The sequence below is a fragment of the Oceanobacillus zhaokaii genome (assembly GCF_003352005.1).
In the GTDB taxonomy this organism is placed as follows: domain Bacteria; phylum Bacillota; class Bacilli; order Bacillales; family Amphibacillaceae; genus Oceanobacillus; species Oceanobacillus zhaokaii.
In genome coordinates this window covers 1,754,104-1,774,828 of record NZ_CP024848.1, presented here as the reverse complement: position 1 = coordinate 1,774,828, position 20,725 = coordinate 1,754,104, and the positions used below count along the sequence as shown (strand labels likewise).

Genomic DNA, 20,725 nt, shown 5'->3' with positions numbered 1-20,725 from the left:
GAGTTTAACCTTTAGCAGCAATACGTAATGCTTGTATTGCTTCCTGTCTATTTTCGTGATTATAGATTGCACTCCCAGCAACAAGTACATCTGCACCAGCATCTGTACATAACTTGGCTGTTTCTACATTAACCCCGCCGTCTATTTCAATTTCAAAGGATAAACCAAATTCCTTTCTCCAAGCTGAAACCTGTTCAATCTTTTTTAATACACTCTTAATAAATGATTGTCCACCGAAACCAGGATTAACTGTCATCAGCAGCACCAGATCAACATCTGCAAGAATTGGCAGCAATACTTCAGCAGGGGTTGCAGGATTAATTACAACTCCGGCTTTCACATTATGTTGCTTGATTAATTGAAGGGTACGATGTAAATGTGTACATGCCTCTTGATGAACAGTAATAATTGAAGCACCACTGCTAGCAAATACTGGAATATATGGATCTGGATTTTCTATCATTAAATGGACATCTAATGGAAGATTTGTTATTGGTTTAATAGCCTCCACAATCAATGGTCCAATTGTAATATTTGGTACAAAATGACCATCCATAACATCTACATGGATATAGTCTGCTCCGCCCTTTTCAACATCTTTAATTTCTTCTCCAAGTTTCGCAAAATCTGCTGATAGGATGGAAGGTGCAATTTTCAACATAATTAATACCTCTGCTTTCTCGACTGAATTTCTATTAAAAAACTTAAATAATGTTCATATCTGAAAACTTCTATTTTCTTATTTTCTACCGCCTCTTTTACCGCGCATTTCGGTTCTTTATGATGCATGCAGCCTCGAAATTTACAGAGTTGCGCATACCTGCGTATTTCAGGAAAACTATCACTTAGAATATCTGCTTCAACCTCACTAAAGTCTAGAGCACTGAACCCAGGCGTATCTGCAACTAAACCGTCATAAAGCTGAATTAGTTCCACATGCCTAGTAGTATGTTTCCCACGACCCAGACTTCGGGATATTTCCCCTGTTTCTAGTGTCAAGGAAGGGTTTAATGCATTGAGTAATGAGGTTTTTCCAACTCCGGACTGTCCCGCAAAAACCGACACATTGTCTCTAAAATAATGTGAAAGATCTGGTAAATTATCTGGGTCCTTTGATGAAAGTAATTCTACCTTATAGCCAATTCCCTCATATACTTGCTGATATTTTTCAATTTCCGATTGTTCAGAATCGGTGAGCATATCAATTTTCGTAATAAAAATAACTGGTGTAATATTTTTAGCCTCAATTAATACGAGAAAACGGTCAAGTAAAAGTGTACTAAAATTAGGGGAATTGGCAGAACTAATAATAATTGCCTGTGTAATATTGGCTATAGGAGGACGAACAAGCTCGTTCGTCCTCTTGTTAATCTTCATAATATAGCCTTCATCATTTTCATCTAAGTCATATTGTACAAAATCGCCAACCAAAGGGGAAATCTTCTGATTGCGAAAGACTCCTCTTCCTTTACAAGGATAGACATTATCACCAGATTGTACATAGTAAAACCCACTTAAAGCTTTAATGATTCTCCCTTCTGCCATTTATTCACCATCCTCATATGATACTGTATCTCTTACAATTTCTTCATCATCACGTGTAATAACATATTCCGCTTCACTTTTAGGAGCAATCGTTAACGTAAAGGTAACTGGTGTATCCTCCGTAATTGGTACTTCACGATAAACGTTAGTAATATTATTATTTACATCACCAATATAAATTTTTACAATTTGTTCAACAGGCTCCTGTTGCTCTGGTGGTGTTTCATCTGGATTATCCTGCTCACCCTCTTCTGGCTCTTCGGGCTGCACTGGTTTATATTGTACTGTGTAGGTAATAGTATGCGATGCTGGTGGCTTCTCTTCTGGACCAATGGAGATATGAACATCAACCGTGGCCCCTTCCTGTACTTCTATTCCCATTGTTGGTGACTGTCTAATCACCATACCCACAGGTACCGTATCAGAATTCGCCTCGATTACATTCATATTAAGGTTTTTAGAATCCAAATATGCTCTCGCATCTTCCTGTGTCATGCCAGTTAAATTATTTAAACTTATTAACTCAGGCCCCATACTTACTTCAAAAATAACCTTTGTTTCACTCGGAATAACGTCACTTTCAGGTGTTGGCTGAATTTGATCTAAAATTTCTCCTTCTGGACGATTAGAATATTTATCAATCTTAATAACCTCCGGGTAACCCGCTTCCTCTAGGATTCGTTTAACCTGACTATAATCACGGCCAACATAATCATGGAAGGTTACTTTTTCTTTCCCTTGACTAATGAACAGTGTAATAGTAGCCCCTTCCTTTGCAATACGATCTGCACCAGGGGTTGTCTTAACCACATGTCCTTCCTCAACTTCTTCCGAGTAAACAAGCTCATCCTCTACCACAAATTTCTTCTCTTCTAAAATCTCTCTAGCCTCATCACTCTCCGTGCCGACAACATTAGGAACAGGGATTTCTTTCGGCTGGAAAATACCAGGAATCATGAAAAGAGCAGCTACTCCAGCTGCAAGCAAGAGAAGAATAATCACTAGAATCATCGGCCATTTCTTTCTCTTCTTCTTTTCTTTTTTCAAATTCTTCTCTTTCTTCGTTGCTTTACTAGATGCAGCCTTATCGTTGCTTTCTTCTGGGAAATTCTTTGTTGCTCCATTTGTTTGATGGACGATTGTATGTTGATCAAGGTTATCAGCAATTTGGTTATCCGTAATAATTGGAATCGCCTTTGTTTCATCACCAGCTTCGACTGGCGGCTCATACATTTCTTCATTGATTTTACTTGGATCAAGGGCCGTTTCCAAGGCCTCTTCCATTTCATATATCGATTGATAGCGATGAAAGGGGTCCTTCGCAGTAGCTTTTAATACAATATTTTCAACACTTTGCGGGATATCTTGGTTATACCTTCTAACAGAAGGTGTATTGCTTTGCAAATGCTTTAATGCAATTGATACTGGCGATTGACCTGAAAATGGGATCTTTCCTGTAAGTAACTCGAATAATACAATTCCAATCGAATAAATATCCGATTTCTTTGTCGCCATCCCACCACGTGCTTGTTCTGGAGAAAGATAATGCACGGAACCTAGGATTGAATTCGTTTGTGTTAAAGAGGTTGCACTCAAAGCAACAGCAATCCCAAAATCGGTAACTTTGATCTGACCAAACTGATCTATTAAAATATTTTGCGGTTTGATATCACGATGTACAATGTCATTATCATGTGCATGTGCAATAGCCGATGTTAACTGGCGCATAATATCAAGCGATTCACTAACTTCAATTGATCCATGATGCTGTATGTATTCTTTCAATGTCATACCATCTACATATTCCATTACAATGTACATCACATGGTCTTCTCCACCGACATCATAGATGTTCACAATATTCGGATGTGATAAACTTGATGCTGACTGAGCTTCACGATCAAAACGGGCGATAAATTCCTGATCATTCGCATATTCCATCCGTAATGCTTTTACTGCAACATCACGATCCAATATCGTATCCCTCGCTAGAAAAACATTGGCCATTCCGCCGCCACCAATTTTTTTAATGATTTTGTAGCGATCATTTAGCATATGGCCCTCATTCATGCAGATTCACCTTCTTCCGTCGATGAATCAAGCGATGCTAGGATAATGGAAATATTATCTTCACCACCACGAGCATTAGCCAAATCAATTAATTGCTTCCCTGCCTCGAGTATATCAATTGGTTGTTCTATTACTTCAAGTAATTCTTTATCTTCTATTTTATCCGTTAACCCGTCAGAACATAAAAGGATTTTATCGCCTGTATCGATGCCGACTGTATTAATTTCTGGTTCTACTGTAGTATCGGTACCTAAAGCTTTTAATACAATGTTTTTTCGAGGATGGTGCTGTGCATCGACTTTCGAGATTTGCCCAGACTGAACGAGTGCATTCACTAATGAATGATCCTCAGTTATTTGCCTGAATCCTTTACCATTTAACAAATAACATCTGCTGTCGCCAATATGAGCGATACTTAGAAATTCTTCTATGTGAATTGCAATAACAATCGTCGTTCCCATTCCTTCACATTCGCTATTCTTTTGGGCATGTTCATAAATCGATTCGTTAATTTCCGAAATCGTTTCAACTAACCACGCCTCCAAATCCTTTGGAGCTGAAAAATCGTTTGTACGCTCCCATTTATCTTTCATCAGTGATGTTGCCATCTGACTGGCGACATCACCAGCCTGGTGTCCACCCATTCCATCAGCAATAATCGCCAAAAATTGACCTGCAAGATTATAAAATATCCCACCAGAATCCTCATTATGTTGCCTAACTCTGCCACGATCCGTTAAGAATTGCCCGTTCATATTATATCCCTCCTTATTTGAAAACTAGGATCTAATTAACAGTTATTAAATAATATTTTCAATGCGCTCAATCAATTATTTAGTTAAAGTATTGCATATTTTCCCTTAGAAAACTAGATTTATCATTTAGTTAAGCGAAAGATACAATTTAAAACCTTCTATCGGCTAAGTGAAACAAGGATTATTTCTTCCTCTTAAGTCTAGTAAGAAAGAAGCCGTCTGTATCAAAATCCTGTGGAAATAATTGCAATCCTATTTTAGACCTTCCCTGCGAAGCTTTTAATTCATCTGGCAAGTCTTCGAAAAATGCCGAATCAATTTCAAAGTCAGGATGATTTTCAATAAATGTATTTACAACTTGTTCGTTTTCTTGCTTATCAACGGTACACGTGCTATAAATGAGCAATCCTTCTTTCTTCAGAAGTGGTGCAACCTGCGTTAATATATCCAATTGAATTTCTGACAAGCGTTCAATATCTGTTTCTTTTTTTGTGTATTTTATTTCTGGTTTCCCACGTATCACACCGAGTCCAGAGCACGGTGCATCGACAACAATTCGGTCAAAGCTCTCTTCTGAATGGATTTCTTGCAGCTTTCTTGCATCATTTGCTTTTGCGTCGATAATTGTTAACCCAAGACTCTCAGCTTTATTCTCGATTAAATTTACCTTCTTTTTATGAAGATCATATGCCTTTATATTTCCTTTATTTTCCATTTTCTCAGCAACATGTGTTGCCTTTCCACCAGGAGCACTACAAGCATCCAAAACTTCCATATTTGGCTTTGCATCAAGCATTTCGGCAACAAGCATAGAACTTTGATCTTGAATCGTAATCATTCCATCCTTAAATAGACTGGAGTGTAAAATATTCCCTTTTTCGATAATGATACCTTGACTGGAGAAACGAGATGTAGCTACTGTGAATCCTTGCTCCATTAGTATCTCTATCGCTTCCTGTCTTGTTATTCTTAATTGCTGTACTCTAATAGATTGACTTTTCTTCGTGACATTAGCCGCACACATTGCTTCCGTCGTTTCCAATCCGTATTGCTCTGTCCATCTGGCAACTAGCCATCTTGGGTGACTTGTTTCAATGCTGATCCTGTTAACCGGATCCTCAATTAATGCCGTATCTGGGACTCCATTCCGCTGTACGTTTCGCAAAACACCATTTACGAATCCTGCAATTCCCTTGTGTCCCCGCTGTTTCGCAATTTCTACTGCCTCGTGAATAATCGCGTGATCTGGAACCTTATCTAAATATACCATCTGGTAAAGTGACATTCTTAAAAGAATTCTTACCCATTGTTCGACTTTTTTCTTGGAGCCCATAAAGCTTTCTAAGTAATAATCCAACGTCATTTCTCTTTGTAATGTTCCATAAACAACTTCAGTTAATAGACCTTCATCTTTCTGTTTTATCTGACCAGATTTAATTTCATGATCAATTAGCAGATGGCTAAAGCTCTGATCCTTTTCAATTCGGATTAATAAATCTAATATAGCGTTTCTCAATTGATATGTTTTCATTTACTCACCCATTATGACACCTAGTTTAATACGATCACTTGAACCAAGTAAATAATCCTTTACTTGCATTCTCTTTTTACCTGCTGGCTGGATTTCGGTAATTTTTAACCCCTGTTGATTACCACAAACGACAACGAAAGCTTCATCCTCAAGTTTTTTGACGATTTCTCCAGGCTTCCCTTGATAGGTAGTCGAATCGACTTCGCCCCACCAGATTTTCATCACACTTCCCTCATAAGTTGTGAAGGCTACTGGCCATGGATGTAGTCCACGAATTTGATTGTAGATTGCTTGGTTATCTTTTGTCCAATCGATCTTTTCCTGCTCTCGTTTGATATTGGCAGCGAAGGTCGCTTTTGCTTCATCTTGTTTGATCGGCTCCAATTGTTTAGCGAATAATTTTGGCAAGGTTTCTAATAATAGAGATGATCCTGCTTCTGAAAGCTTGTCATGCATCGTTCCTACATTATCATCTTCTTCAATTGGTACACTCACTTGAGTCAAAATATCTCCTGCATCTAACTTTTCCGCCATATACATAATCGTAATCCCTGTTTCTTTTTTACCTTGGATGATTGCATAATGGATTGGTGCCCCACCCCGTAATTCTGGTAGTAATGAAGCATGAACATTAATACAACCAAATTCTGGTGCTTCTAATAATGCATTCGGTAAAATTTGGCCATATGCTGCGGTTACAATTAAATCTGGATTATAACTTAAAATTTCTTCATAATCATTTCGCAATTTTTCTGGTTGAAATACTGGTATATTATGTTTTTCTGCTTCTACTTTAACAGGTGAAGGTGTAATGACACGCTTTCTCCCTTTTGGTCTGTCCGGTTGGGTAACTACTAATACTACTTCATATTCCGATTGTACTAGCGACTCTAGAACTGGCACAGAAAAATCTGGTGTCCCCATAAAAACGACTTTTTTCAAAACATTACCTACTTTCAGATTCAATAAATTTAGTCTTGTTTACATTAAATGATATGGTTGCATATCCACAGTTATCAGCAAATCATCTTTTCGTACCTCATCGGCAAATTGCTCAACAATTTTTCTAATATAAACACGTAAATCAGGTTCATTTCTGTATTTTATCATGCATTGATAGCGATATCTATCTTTGATCCGTGGAATTGGTGACGGTGTTGGTCCTAATACCACTGTATCCTGTTGCAGTTGTCTCATTAGCAATTGCGCAATTTGCTGTGATGTCTGAATCACTTTCACGCGGTTTTTATGAGAGATTGTGATAAGTGCTAGATAAAAATACGGAGGATATTGAAAGATTCTTCTAGTATTCATCTCTTTATTATAAAAATCATTAAAGTTATATTCGCTTGCAAGAACAATACTGTAATGCTCAGGAGTATACGTCTGGACAATTACTTCACCAGTTAGTTCATGTCTCCCCGCTCTGCCACTAACCTGGGTTAATAATTGAAAGGTCTTTTCGGAAGAACGGAAGTCTGGTAAATGCAGCATCGAATCTGCAGTTAGGACACCTACTAATGTAACATTCTCAAAATCTAATCCTTTTGCAATCATTTGCGTTCCTAATAATATATCCGCTTTTCGATCAACAAATTGCTTTAATATTTTTTCATGAGAGCCTTTCCGCCTAGTCGTATCCACGTCCATCCGTAACACTCTTGCCTCTGGGATTAGCTGGGTAATTGCTTCCTCGACTCGCTGAGTGCCGGTACCAAAATAACGGATCAACTTACTTTGACACTCAGGGCAAGCGCTTGGCATCGACTCTTCATGTGAACAATAATGGCATTTTAACTGATTGCTATTCTTATGATAGGTTAGTGCAATATCGCAATGCGGACATTCTTTTACGTGACCACAATCTCTGCACATCACAAATGTAGAGTATCCGCGACGATTTAGTAATAGAACGACCTGCTCCCCTCTTTCAATACAAAGCTCGATACTCTCTTTCAGCTTTCTTGAAAACATAGTCCGATTTCCAGCGTGAAGCTCTTCACGCATATCAACGATATCAACTTTAGGCATTGGTTTATCATTGGTTCTTTTATTTAAGGTTGCTAACTTATATACACCTTTACTAGCTCTGGCGTAAGACTCTAAAGTCGGTGTCGCACTGCCCAGAATTACCGGACATTGATGGTACTCCCCGCGGTGTATCGATACATCTCTTGCATGATAGCGTGGCTGATCTTCCTGTTTATATGTTGTTTCATGTTCTTCATCAATAATGATAATTCCGAGATTTTCAAATGGCGCAAACACAGCAGATCGTGCTCCGACAACAACCTGTACTTCTTTTCGCTGGATCTTGCGCCATTCATCAAACTTCTCACCAGCAGATAATGCACTATGCATCACCGCAACATTTGCGCCAAATCTCCCTTTAAAACGTTTCACCATTTGTGGTGTTAATGATATTTCTGGAACTAGAACGATCGCTTCTTTTCCTTTATTAATCACGTTTTGGATTGCCTGTAAATAGATCTCCGTTTTTCCACTTCCTGTCACACCGTGAAGCAGAAAGACATCATGGTACTGGGAATCAATCGCTTCATTAATTGGGTTAATCGCAATTTGTTGTTCTTCCGTTAAAGTTAATGGATTTGTACGTTCGATTTCTGCATCATTATACGGATTTCTAAATACTTCTTCCCTTTTTGTCTCAAGGAGTCCCTTATCCATTAGCGCTTTTACGGTACTTGTTGTTGTATTTACTAACTGAAGCAATTTCTTTTGTTCAATGGATGTTTCATTTTCTATAAAGAAACGTAATAATTGCTTCTGCTTCTTTGCACTCGGTGATAAATCAAGCAGTGCTTCTTCTAATAAATGTGCCGGGCGACTCGCCGCTATCTTTGTTACATACTTTTTCGTTATTTTCGATTTCACAAGATATTCGATTGAAATATCTCCTTCTTGAATTACTTTCTGCAGTTGATAGTAGCTCACTGTTGATCCTGCAAATTCATCGAAGCTTATAACATCTCGCCCAGCGAAAAGCGTTTCAAAGGGTTCTGGTAATTCAGCATCTGTCATTCTTATAAGCTCTTTTTCATATTGCGCCTTTAACACTTGGGGCAGCATCGCTTGTAATGCAGTAATAGACAGACTAAGGGTTTCATTTGCCACCCACTTTCCTAAGTCTAATAACTCGTTTGTCAAAACGGGGGTCAAATCCAATACTTCTACAATTTCCTTTAATCGCTTAAAGGATGACTCTGATACACGTCCAACAACAAATCCCATAATTTTTCTCGGTCCAAACGGCACAATAACACGCATACCATTTTCTAGTATTTCTTGAAATCTTTCTGGAATGTAATAATCAAATGTTTGATTTATAGAACTTGCAGGTACATCCACAATTACTTTTGCTATATTCAATGCTTTTCATCCTTCATATCTCGGTCAATGAAGCGCAATACTTTTTCTGCTATTTCTTTTTTAGAAGCTAGTTCGATATCCTCTCGTTCCCGCTTTTTATTTACATAGGTAACGATATTCGTATCTCCACCAAAACCAGCACCTTTAGTTGAAATATCATTAATGATAATTGCGTCTAAATGCTTTTTCTCTAGTTTATTTAATCCATACTCGATTGAATTACTCGTTTCAGCAGCAAATCCAACTAGGAATTGATTCGTCTTTATCTCACCTAGCGACAGTAAAATATCTTTCGTACGTGTCATTTCGAGCTGCAAGTCACCAGGTTGCTTTTTCATCTTCTCATCATAGACAAGCTTTGGTGTGTAATCCGCAACCGCTGCCGCTTTTATGACGATATTATTTGTTGGAAAATATTGATGCATCGCTTCATACATGTCCTGTGCAGATGTCACATTGATTCGGTTTATTTTATTGTTTGCAGCAGTTAGCGACGTTGGTCCAGTAACCAATGTTACTTCTGCACCAAATTTTGCTGCTGCTTCCGCTAATGCAAATCCCATTTTTCCCGATGAGTGATTGGTAAAGAAGCGCACAGGATCTATTTTTTCATGTGTTGGACCTGCCGATACGAGAACTTTCTTTCCTTGCAAAAATGGTTCAACGGATTGATGCTTTTCAAGTACATCAATGATGGTTTCTGGCTCCTCTAAGCGTCCTTTTCCAATCCATCCACATGCTAAGTAGCCTGCACCTGGTTCAATAAAATGATATCCCCACTCGTCTAATTGCTGCATATTCTTCATAACAGCAGGATGCCCATACATATTAACATTCATAGCTGGAGCAACATAAACACTTGCCTTTGTAGCTAACAACGTTGTCGAAAGCATATCATCAGCTATCCCATTGGCAATTTTCCCAATAATGTTTGCTGATGCTGGCGCAATAATGACGATGTCTGCCCAATCCGCTAAATCAATATGTGCGATTTTGTTTGGATCTTTTTCATCGAATGTATCTGTATAAACGGGATTGCGTGATAACGCTTGAAAGGTTAAAGGGGATACAAATTCCGTCGCGCTTTTCGTCATAACGACTTTAACATTTGCACCCTTCTGCGTTAATTTACTTGTTAATGCGCATGCCTTATAAGCAGCAATACCACCAGCAACCCCTAATAGAATATTCTTCTTAAATACCATCAAGTAGCACCTCTCAACAATTATTTCCAAATTCTTATTTATCTATAGTTTATTTATACCATAAAACAGCGTACTAAATCTTGTAATAGCCAATATAACAACAATACCCCCGCAAGTAATAAGCGAGGGTATTGTTTATAGAAATTCTATGCGTTCAAACTGTATCATCTAAGAAAGATATAATACCTTTCTTAACTAATAAGTGCAATTAAGCTTCCACTTTAAAGAAGGCTTAACCAAATTTTTTAGTCTTTTGCTAAATGCAGTTTTCCGGCTTCAATCTCTTCAAGTGCCATTCCAACATTTTTAAATGATTTTGGATTTTCCACTTGTAAATCCTTCGTAAGCGTTAGCTGTCTTGCACGTCGAGATGATAATGTAACAAGTGTATATTTTGATTTAATTCTTTCTTGCAATTTATCAATAGATGGTTCTAACATCAATGGATTTCATCCTCCAGTATTTTCTTATATTGTTTTGCAACCCGAACACGTTTGAGGTGTTCGCTTTGGATAATGGCTTTTACTTTTGCAACCGCATGATCGACATTGTCATTTACAACGACATAGTCATATGCATCCATCATCTCAATTTCTTTTCTTGCTTCTTTCAACCGGTTTAATACTAACTCTTGAGATTCTGTACCACGATTTACAATTCGATTTTTCAGTTCCACTAAACTTGGTGGGAATAGAAAAATAAATACACCCTGCGGAAAGTTTTCTTTCACTTGAAGAGCACCTTGGACTTCGATTTCTAAAAAGACATCCAATCCTTTTTCAAGTGTTTCTTCAACATATTTCCGAGGTGTGCCATAATAATTATTTACATACTTCGCATGTTCCAGTAGTTGATTTTGTCCAATAAGTCTTTCAAATTCTTCATTTGTCTTATAGAAATAGTCTACACCATCAACTTCACCTGGACGTTTCTGTCTTGTTGTCATTGAAATAGAATATTGTAATTCCGTAGATTCTTCAAAAAGTCTTTTCCGGACTGTGCCTTTCCCTACTCCAGATGGACCAGAGAGAATAAATAAAATACCTTTCTCTGCAACCAATATATTTCCTCCTAATACAATTAAACTAAGTAACACAAATCTTAATCATCTGAATCCTCGTCATGACTTAACACTCGCTGCCCAACAGTTTCAGGTTGTACCGCCGATAGTACGACATGATCGCTATCAGTGATTATTACTGCTCTCGTTCGGCGCCCGTATGTAGCATCTATCAGTTTATTATGATCTCTTGCAACGGTAATAATTCTTTTTATTGGAGCTGATTCTGGTGAAACAATCGAAATTATTCGATTTGCAGAAACAACATTTCCGAATCCTATATTAATAAGTCGCAAATTCAAGTAATTTCCCTCCGTGATCCAGTTGAAAGACTCACATTATTTAAATATCATGACATTTAAATTACGTCTACCAATCATTATACTATAAAACGCAAATAAAAACCTAGGCTTCACTCAATATTTTGTACTTGTTCTTTAATCTTTTCAATTTCACTCTTAAGTGAAACCATCCATTCACTAAGAATAACGTCAGTTGACTTAGAACCAATCGTATTTACTTCACGATGCATTTCTTGTGTGATGAAATCCAGTTTTCTTCCAACCGCACCATTCTTCTCAATCGATGCCCGAAAATGTTCTACATGGCTGGAGAGTCTTGTGATTTCTTCCGTTATATCCCCTTTTTCAGCAAGAAGAACAATTTCCTGGTGAATTCTTGCAGGATCAATTAGCGTGAGACCCTCTAATTGTTCCTCCATTCTTTCCTTGATGCGCCTGCGGTATTCTTCCATTACTAAAGGTCGTCTTGTTTGTAATAATATCACAATATCCTCTATTGTGGATATACGTTTCATTAAATCTTGAAATAAATATTCTCCCTCTTTCATTCGCATGATAACTACCTGTTCACATGCCTTATCAACATTTTCTAAAATAGCATCTTTCAAAGCATCCTGTTGTTTACCTTCCTGCATCGTAAAAATATGAGGGAGCGTTGTTAAAATGGATACTGGGAGCTCACCCGAAAGACTGTACCGTTCTTTAGCTGTAGTTATCTTTTCCATATATTGATCCAACAAATTCCAATCTATTTCTACTGTCTTCTGTACTAGCGAACTCCCTGTCGTTTCGATAATAACTTCGATTCTTCCTCTGTTAAATTGGGAACGAATTATTTTTTTAATTTTTTCTTCTATAAATAATAGAGATGAAGGCATCTTAATTGCAATGTCCAAAAACCGGTGATTCACCGTTCGTATTTCCACACTTAGACTTGCACCATCAATATGTAAAGTCTTTCGTCCATAACCTGTCATGCTCATCGTCATCATTATCACATCCGAATTCAATTATACATTTATCATATCAGAAGAAAAGACTGTTTTCCATTGACTCGTTTTCTTGTCAAAAGTGATTGTTATTACATATAAGATATAAAGAGCGACGTTAGGATGATGGGTGCTCCCAGGCCAGTCGCTCCGAAAATACACTGCGCTTTCCGCGGGGAGCTGGTGAGCCTTCTTGTGCTGTCGCGCTTCGAAGTCTCACCTAGGCTCTTCCTCCCGCAGGAGTCTCCGTGTATTTTCTCCGCTGGGTTTGTGCATTTACTTCGCTTAATCTTCACATTATTAAGATTTGGTACTTCACTCTCTTATCATCGTTAATCTTCACTACGGCCAGGAATCTCCTCGGAGGATGGATTTCCTTAATGAAGGAGATGCAATCAAGATTACACCTAGTTCGCACTTATCTAAAATTGTAACAATCAATTTGAAAAGAGCTAAAAACCCGAACAAGTTTGCTCGGGTTAGCTTGCTTATTTTTTAAAGCCAAATAATACGGTCGGGATTGCACTTAATGCGCCAATGAACATCCAGTCTCTCAAGGATAATGCTGTTGTATGGAAAACTGGCTGCATTGGTGGCCAGTAAATAACAACAAGTAACAGTAATAGTGACGATATAACTGCTAAAATAAGATACATATTTTCAAATGGATTTCTTGAAAACACCGAATGGTCGCTTCGACAGTCAAACACATGAATAAGCTGTGCCATAACTAATGTCGTAAATGCAACTGTCTGGGCATAAATCAAGTTGTCCGGATTATTTTGATACGTTAACATAAACGCAATTAACGTTACTAGTCCAATTAATATCCCACGGCTAATAATTTTATAACCGAGCCCCCTTGCAAATATACCTTCCCGTGGATTTCTCGGCGCTCGCTTCATTACATCACTTTCTGACTTATCTAACCCAAGAGCCATTGCTGGCAATCCATCTGTTACAAGGTTCACCCATAATATTTGCACAGGAATGAGCGGTAAGGGAAGTGCTAATAGCATTGCAAATAACATGACTAATATTTCCCCAACATTCGAAGCAAGTAAATATCGAATAAATTTACGGATGTTCTCATAAATATTTCTTCCTTCATGGATTGCTTCCTTAATCGTCGCAAAGTTATCATCCATTAATACTAGGGATGAGGCTTCTTTCGTAACATCTGTCCCGCTGATGCCCATACTGATGCCAATATCACTCGCTTTAATTGCTGGCGCATCGTTGACACCATCTCCTGTCATCGCTACAATATGCCCTTTATCTTGAAACGCCTTGACAATTTTCAATTTATGTTCAGGTGTGACCCTTGCGAAAACGTAAGTATCTTCAATAATTTCTTCCAGATCAGCTAACGACATTTGATTTAATTGGTGTCCTTCGATGACGAGACCGTTTTCTGGCAATAAGTTTAGATTCTTCGCAATTGCACGGGCGGTATTTACATGATCTCCGGTAATCATGACGGTCTTTATTCCTGCTTGTCTACATTCTTCAATCGCTAATTTTACTTCTTTCCGTGGCGGATCAATCATTCCATAAAGTCCGATAAATGTTAAATCCTGTTCTAAGAAGGAAGCCTCTAGGGATTCATTTTTGGATAAAGACCTTATCCCGATTGCTATCGTTCGAAGTGCTTTACTTGCCATTGTATTAATTGCAGCATCAATTCTCGATCGATCTGCAGTTTTTATTAACGCTTTATTATTTCCGTCAAGCCAAAAGGTGGATCGCGGTAGAAGCACATCTGGTGCACCTTTGGTTATAATAAATCGCATTTGATTTTCATCCTCAACGATAACACTCATCCGTTTGCGGTCCGAATCGAATGGGATTTCTTTAATTATCCGGAAAGTGCCTTTGTCTGCATCTGTAAATCCTAATTTTCTTGCGGCAACTAATAATGCTCCATCCGTTGGGTCACCGTCAATCGAGTATTTCCCCTTTTTGGACTGTAATATCGCATTGTTGCAAAGCATTCCGTAGAGTAGCATAGATCCTAAATTTGGATGATTTTGCTCAACTTTTGTTTTGTTTATAAAAAAATCACCACGAATATCATAGCCATCACCCGTTACATATAAATGCTTTCCATTTAAATAAATCTCTTTTACCGTCATTTGGTTTTCTGTCATCGTTCCTGTTTTATCTGAGCAGATTACGGAAGCACAGCCCAAGGTTTCTACTGCAGATAGTTTTCGAACAATCGCCTTCTTCTTAATCATCCGCTGTACACCGAGTGATAATGCGACTGTAACAATTGCCGGCAGTCCTTCTGGAATTGCTGCAACTGCTAAGGAAACACCTGCTAGAAACATTTCATACATTGGATTACCTTGTAATACTCCAAGAACTACTACTAGAGCTGTTAAAAGTAATGCAACAACAATTAATATTTTGCCGAGCTCAGCTAATTTTCGTTCCAGTGGTGTAATTGTTTTTTTCGTATTGACCATCAATGAAGCTATTTGTCCCATCACGGTATTCATCCCTGTTCCAACAACAACACCTACTCCTGACCCTCTCGTAACAAGTGTACCCATAAAGCCCATATTCACTTGATCTTGTGCATCGAGGTTTTCCTTCACAATCGCTGTAGCATGCTTCATTACCGGTAAAGATTCACCGGTTAGCGCAGATTCTTCAGTCTCCATACTTGTTGATTTAATAATTCGTATATCTGCTGGGATACGATCACCACTATCGATTTTCACAATATCACCAATGACAACTTCACGTGACGATACCCTTTCCCATTTATTATCACGCAACACATGGGCCAATGGCGCTGAAAGTTCTTTTAATTTATCAAGGGACTTTTCAGCTTTTTGCTCTTGAAAATAGCCAATAAATCCATTTACTAAAACAATTAGCATGATTGCAATTGCATCAACAAATTCACCTAATAACCCCGCAATAAGGGTTGCTGCAAGCAGCACAATTACCATAAAATCTTGAAATTGTTTTAAGAAAATGAGCCATCTAGATGTATGCTTTTGCTCATCAAGAACGTTGTAGCCATACTGCTTCTGCCGTTCTTCCACTTGTTTCTCTGTAAGTCCTTTATTACTTGTAACTCCCAACCTCTCTTCAATGTGATCGACGTCTAATTGATACCATTTCATCTGCATTCCTCCGGGCTATTAAATAATACAAGCTCATACTTCAATATCTATGCATACTTGTCCTGAAAAATGCTATAATTGTCAAGAGAGGTGATCCTATGCCATTCGATGGTATTGTAACTAGAGCAGTAACAGAGGAATTAAAGCAAGCAATTGTCCCAGGAAAAATAAATAAAATATACCAGCCCACCGCTACTGAAATTGTCTTAACAATTCGCAGCCAAGGGAAAAATCATACACTACTATTATCAATCCATCCAACCTACGCTAGATTCCACTTAACGGATGATACATATGTCAACCCACAAGAAGCACCGATGTTTTGCATGGTGCTGCGCAAGCATTTATCGGGTGCGACAATTGAAGGAATCCAGCAAAATGGGATGGAACGAATCGTTATTTTTAAAATTAAAACCAGAAATGAAATTGGTGATATTAGCCAAAAGCAACTCGTCATAGAATTGATGGGAAAACATAGTAATGTAATGCTTGTGGACGAAGAAAAAGGCACTATTATTGACAGCTTAAAGCATGTATCGATGGCACAAAATCGCTACCGGACAATTTTGCCTGGCCAGCAATATATCCTTCCACCGGCACAGAATAAGTTAAATCTCCTAGAAACAGATGGTGAGGATTTAATTAAAAAGCTCGATTTTAATGCAGGGAAATTAGACAATCAGATCGTTAGTCATCTTGATGGCTTCTCCCCTTTTATTGCGCGTGAAATCGTTGCACGTGCAGGCTTAGGTAATGGAAATATTTATGCTGAAAAATATATGGAAGTAAGAAGTCAGATAATAGACAATCATTATTCGCCAGCGATTTATCGAAATAATAAAGAAGAATTTCACGTTATTGCGCTACAAAGCTTTAATGGGGAAATTGTAAACTTTGATTCAGTAAATACAATGCTTGATACTTTTTACTCTGGAAAAGCAGAGCGCGACCGTGTAAAGCAGCAGGCGAAAGATTTATCACATTTCATCAAGAATGAAAAGAATAAAAATGAAAGAAAAATGAAAAAGCATCTGCAAACAATTAAAAAAGCTGCAGAAGCAGAGCGTTATCAAAAAAAAGGTGAGCTTTTAACAGCCAATATGCACCTCGTTTCCAAAGGAGACAAAAGCATATCCGTGATTGATTATTATGATCCAGAGCAATCCGAAATAACGATTGAATTAAATCCAAATAAAACCCCTAGTGAAAACGCACAAGGATTCTTTAAAACGTATCAAAAATTAAAAACATCGAAGAAAATAATTGAAAATGAAATTATAAAGAATCAGGAAGAAATCGATTATTTGGATCAATTACTTCAGCAAATTGATGTTGCGAGTGTTGAAGATATCGAGGAAATTCGTGAAGAGCTGCGTGAAGAAGGTTATTTAAAGAAACAAGGCAAACAAAAGAAACAGAGAAACAAACCGAAGAAACCAGTACCAGAGCAATTTATTGCAACTGATGGAACTGAGATTCTTGTCGGTAAAAATAACAAGCAAAACGAATACGTCACAATGAAGCTTGGTCATCGGGATGATACATGGCTACATACAAAGGATATTCCTGGTTCCCATGTAATTATTCGTTCCAAAGAACCTAGTGAGGAAACATTGCTTGAGGCAGCAGAGCTTGCTGCATTTTTCAGTAAATCACAAAACTCATCGGCAGTACCTGTCGACTATACGAAAATACGTCATGTAAAGAAACCAAATGGCGCGAAGCCAGGATTCGTTACATACGATAATCAAAAAACAGTATTTGTAACCCCTTCGAATGAAACAGTGGAGCGCTTAAGAAATAATTAGAAACACTTTGCAAGCTCTTAGGTGAAAGTCATCGTTGCATTTATTCGTTAAGAAAGTTTTTTACTTTCATATCTATCAAAAATGAGGATTCCGGAAGGAATCCTCATTTTTTTATATTACCTCAGGAATAATTTTTACTTCAATATTCCCTCTCGTTGCTTTTGAATACGGACAAAATTGATGCGCAGCTTCCGTTAGTTCTTCTGCTTCTTCCGGACTTACACCTTCAAGTTTTACTTTTAAGGTAACTCCTATTTTAAATCCATCATCTGCTGTATCTTTAAGAAAGCTAACCTCAGCCGTTGTTTCCGAATCGAGTTTCTTCTTCTGTTTTGAAGCAACTAAATTAAGTGCACCATCATAGCAAGCGGCATAACCTGCTGCAAAAAGCTGTTCTGGATTCGATCCTTGCTCGCCAGACTTGTCTGTCGCAGGATTTACTAACTGTAAATCGATTAGTCCATCTTCCGATTTCACATGACCATCTCTTCCATTCTTTGCCGTTGCACTAGATGTAAAAATTACATTACTCACTTTATTCACTCCTTATAATATTACTTATACCTACTTCTTCCTCTAAGTCGTTTCTGTTAAACATAAAAAAAGACTCATTTCTTATTAATTGTTGCAGTTGATGTAAACTATACCAGAAAAAAATATGATTTCAGATCTGGATGGAGATCTATTTACAATAGTCTCCATTCCCTGCTCTGAATCTATTATGAGCATTAGTAGGTTTGCTATTCCAGTTTACTGCATAATCCCCAGCGGAAGAAATACACGAATACTCCTCGAAAATAAAGTACGATTTGTCTGATTGCGATGCAAAGCTGCCTAAGTCTTCCTTGTCCTGCGGGGAGAAGAGCCAAGGTGAGACTTCGAAGTGTGTCAGCACAAGAAGGCTCACCAGCTCTCCTAAGGTGCGCTCCGTGTATTTCTGGAGCGACTGGTCCGAGAGCCATCGGCACATTTAACTAGTTTGGAGTTTATAAAACTTTTAATTTTCATATTTTAAAAGCGTAAACGAAAAACCTTCTTAAATCATTCTAGAGAAAGTTTGTGTTAGTTAGTAGAGATATAAACTGATCGACTTGTGGTAATTTACGAATCCCTTCTTGATAGCAGACCCACGTATCTCTTGTTACAGGTTTTCCATTTAGTTTCAATGGAACATTTGGATATTCATTTTTCATTGAATCGGAGACACTTTCTGGCAGTACCGCCATTCCGATTCCCTGCTTCATAAATTGTTTACAAGTTTCAATTTGGTCCACGGTCATCGTTTTCTGAGGCTTGATTTGCTCTTGATGATGATAGAGCCAGTTATCCACTAGCTCATGCATGCTATCATCACTTTTAAAGGAAATTAACGGACGTTCCTTCAAGTCATTCTTGGGAAAGGGTTCCGTATCAAAGATGTATAATGGGTCATCAAATAAGCGAATCGACACACTCTCCTTTAATTTTTCACCTCGAATGATGCAGACATGATAATTTTTATGGTCTCGTCGAATATCTTCACTTATCCCCGTTACAAGATCAATCGCTACCTTAGGAAACTTAGTAGTATATTCTCCTAATATTACTGGAAGAAATCGCTGGCTAATTAATGATGAGCAGGCAATTGACAATGTTCCTTGGATTTCTTTACTAGACTCTGCAAGTTGATTTATTAATTCACTTTCTTTTTCTACTACCTCATTTGCATGCTTTAAAACAATCTCACCACTTGGTGTTGGAACTAGACCTTTAGGTGTCCTGATAAATAAAGTTTCCCCAAAGTATTCCTCGATATATTTTAAACGCTGAGTTACTGCAGGTTGTGAAATCAGAATAATCTTTGCGGTGCCACGAATTGTGCCAATTTCATTTAGTTTCAAAAGTAATTCATAGTCCTCGATTTTCATTTGCTACACCAACCTAATAATTATTTGTTATTACATTTGATTATATAATAGTATTTTACTTATATCATGCTTAAGCATAGTATAAAAATAATAAGGAATGGAGGCGTAGAAAAATGAATGAAAATCAGTATGTGAAACAGGTTTTCTCTAAAAATAAGGAAGCATATGTTACAAGCAGTACACATGCGTATGGCAGTGACTTATCTACTTTAATTAATTGGCTTCATCCTAATAAAGATATGATTGCACTCGATATAGCCACTGGCGGGGGTCATGCAGGCAAGAAGCTAGCTCCGAATGTGAAAGAAGTTTTTGCAACAGACATTACAAAAGAAATGTTAGAAAATACTTCAACACATTTGCAGCTTTATCCTAACATTAATTATGTCATTGCTGACGCTGAATCACTGCCATTTCTAGATAACGCTTTTGATATTGTTACATGTAGAATTGCTGCACATCATTTTCCTAATCCTGATAGATTTATTGACGAAGTTGAGCGTGTCTTAAAGCCGAATGGCAAATTCCTACTAATTGACAATGTGGGGCCATTGGAGCCTTCTGCCGATACATTCATTAATTCTTTGGAAAAAAAACGAGATTATAGTCATGTCAGATCACTGAAAATTACAGAATGGGAAGAGCTTCTTAGCAACAACCGTTTAACTATATTGAATCAAGAGAAAAGAAAAAAGACCTTACCTTATAATGAATGGGTTTACCGAACATTAGAGGCAAAATCTGAAATTGAAGAAGTAAAAAACTATATATTGTCAGCTGCAGGTGAGATAAAAGATTATTTCCAAATTAAGGTTCTCGATGGTGAAATTATAGAATTTACAATCGATGAATGGATGGTATTATGTAGAAAGTCTCTTAATAGATAAAGTGCGACATAACTTTAGATGATACTTGCTACCTTGGCTGTCGCTCCAGAAATACACTTCGTGCACCTTAGGAGAGCTGGTGAGCCATCTTGTGCTAACGCACTTCGAAGTCTCACCTTGGCTCTTCTTCCAGCAG

General features: G+C 37.7%; 17 protein-coding genes. 2 read left to right on the top strand and 15 right to left on the bottom strand.

Translation table 11 applies throughout. The features are described from left to right. Positions 1-4: 4 nt before the first annotated feature. The 13 genes from rpe to CUC15_RS08900 all read right to left on the bottom strand — a co-directional run bounded on the left by rpe (position 5) and on the right by CUC15_RS08900 (position 15,987). A complete protein-coding gene (gene rpe, locus CUC15_RS08960) occupies positions 5-661 on the bottom strand; it encodes a ribulose-phosphate 3-epimerase (RefSeq protein WP_114916332.1) in 657 nt (218 codons plus the stop codon). 2 nt (positions 662-663) lie between these two features. Further along, entirely contained in the window at positions 664-1,545 is an 882-nt protein-coding gene (rsgA, locus tag CUC15_RS08955) for a ribosome small subunit-dependent GTPase A (RefSeq protein ID WP_114916331.1), read from the bottom strand. Continuing rightward, the gene (pknB, locus tag CUC15_RS08950) at positions 1,546-3,615 is read right to left on the bottom strand and encodes a Stk1 family PASTA domain-containing Ser/Thr kinase (RefSeq protein ID WP_114916330.1); all 2,070 of its coding nucleotides are present in this window, start codon (positions 3,613-3,615) and stop codon (positions 1,546-1,548) included. It abuts the gene before it with no gap. Further along, a complete protein-coding gene (locus tag CUC15_RS08945; protein WP_114916329.1) occupies positions 3,612-4,370 on the bottom strand; it encodes a Stp1/IreP family PP2C-type Ser/Thr phosphatase in 759 nt (252 codons plus the stop codon). The genes pknB and CUC15_RS08945 overlap by 4 nt, the downstream gene beginning before the upstream one ends. Before the next feature lie 181 nt (positions 4,371-4,551). After that, positions 4,552-5,901 (bottom strand): 16S rRNA (cytosine(967)-C(5))-methyltransferase RsmB, encoded by a 1,350-nt coding sequence (gene rsmB, locus CUC15_RS08940; protein WP_114916328.1) that lies wholly within the window; start codon positions 5,899-5,901, stop codon positions 4,552-4,554. Further along, positions 5,902-6,843: a methionyl-tRNA formyltransferase gene (gene fmt, locus CUC15_RS08935; protein ID WP_205317677.1), complete on the bottom strand. Its 942-nt coding sequence runs from the start codon at positions 6,841-6,843 to the stop codon at positions 5,902-5,904. A gap of 39 nt (positions 6,844-6,882) precedes the next feature. Continuing rightward, on the bottom strand, positions 6,883-9,291 hold the full coding sequence (gene priA, locus CUC15_RS08930) for a primosomal protein N' (protein WP_114916327.1): 2,409 nt from the start codon (positions 9,289-9,291) through the stop codon (positions 6,883-6,885). Further along, the gene (coaBC, locus tag CUC15_RS08925; RefSeq protein WP_114916326.1) at positions 9,288-10,496 is read right to left on the bottom strand and encodes a bifunctional phosphopantothenoylcysteine decarboxylase/phosphopantothenate--cysteine ligase CoaBC; all 1,209 of its coding nucleotides are present in this window, start codon (positions 10,494-10,496) and stop codon (positions 9,288-9,290) included. The genes priA and coaBC overlap by 4 nt, the downstream gene beginning before the upstream one ends. A 245-nt stretch (positions 10,497-10,741) precedes the next feature. Then, positions 10,742-10,939 (bottom strand): DNA-directed RNA polymerase subunit omega, encoded by a 198-nt coding sequence (rpoZ, locus tag CUC15_RS08920; RefSeq protein WP_114916325.1) that lies wholly within the window; start codon positions 10,937-10,939, stop codon positions 10,742-10,744. Next, a complete protein-coding gene (gmk, locus tag CUC15_RS08915) occupies positions 10,936-11,556 on the bottom strand; it encodes a guanylate kinase (protein ID WP_114916324.1) in 621 nt (206 codons plus the stop codon). The genes rpoZ and gmk overlap by 4 nt, the downstream gene beginning before the upstream one ends. A gap of 41 nt (positions 11,557-11,597) precedes the next feature. Continuing rightward, complete coding sequence (remA, locus tag CUC15_RS08910) at positions 11,598-11,858, bottom strand: extracellular matrix/biofilm regulator RemA (RefSeq protein ID WP_114916323.1); 261 nt, start codon at positions 11,856-11,858, stop codon at positions 11,598-11,600. 110 nt (positions 11,859-11,968) lie between these two features. After that, entirely contained in the window at positions 11,969-12,850 is an 882-nt protein-coding gene (locus CUC15_RS08905) for a YicC/YloC family endoribonuclease (RefSeq protein WP_242985980.1), read from the bottom strand. Between the two features lie 485 nt (positions 12,851-13,335). After that, on the bottom strand, positions 13,336-15,987 hold the full coding sequence (locus CUC15_RS08900) for a calcium-translocating P-type ATPase, SERCA-type (RefSeq protein ID WP_114916321.1): 2,652 nt from the start codon (positions 15,985-15,987) through the stop codon (positions 13,336-13,338). Between the two features lie 98 nt (positions 15,988-16,085). On the opposite strand from CUC15_RS08900, the gene CUC15_RS08895 reads away from it, so the two are divergent. Further along, complete coding sequence (locus CUC15_RS08895) at positions 16,086-17,795, top strand: Rqc2 family fibronectin-binding protein (protein ID WP_114916320.1); 1,710 nt, start codon at positions 16,086-16,088, stop codon at positions 17,793-17,795. Positions 17,796-17,906: 111 nt separating this feature from the next. Here CUC15_RS08895 and CUC15_RS08890 read toward each other — a convergent pair whose 3' ends face one another. Next, positions 17,907-18,329, bottom strand: a complete 423-nt coding sequence (locus CUC15_RS08890) for an organic hydroperoxide resistance protein (RefSeq protein ID WP_114916319.1) — start codon at positions 18,327-18,329, stop codon at positions 17,907-17,909. A gap of 512 nt (positions 18,330-18,841) precedes the next feature. Then, positions 18,842-19,702: a LysR family transcriptional regulator gene (locus CUC15_RS08885; protein WP_114916318.1), complete on the bottom strand. Its 861-nt coding sequence runs from the start codon at positions 19,700-19,702 to the stop codon at positions 18,842-18,844. A gap of 113 nt (positions 19,703-19,815) precedes the next feature. On the opposite strand from CUC15_RS08885, the gene CUC15_RS08880 reads away from it, so the two are divergent. Next, the gene (locus tag CUC15_RS08880; protein WP_114916317.1) at positions 19,816-20,589 is read left to right on the top strand and encodes a class I SAM-dependent methyltransferase; all 774 of its coding nucleotides are present in this window, start codon (positions 19,816-19,818) and stop codon (positions 20,587-20,589) included. Positions 20,590-20,725 lie beyond the last annotated feature (136 nt).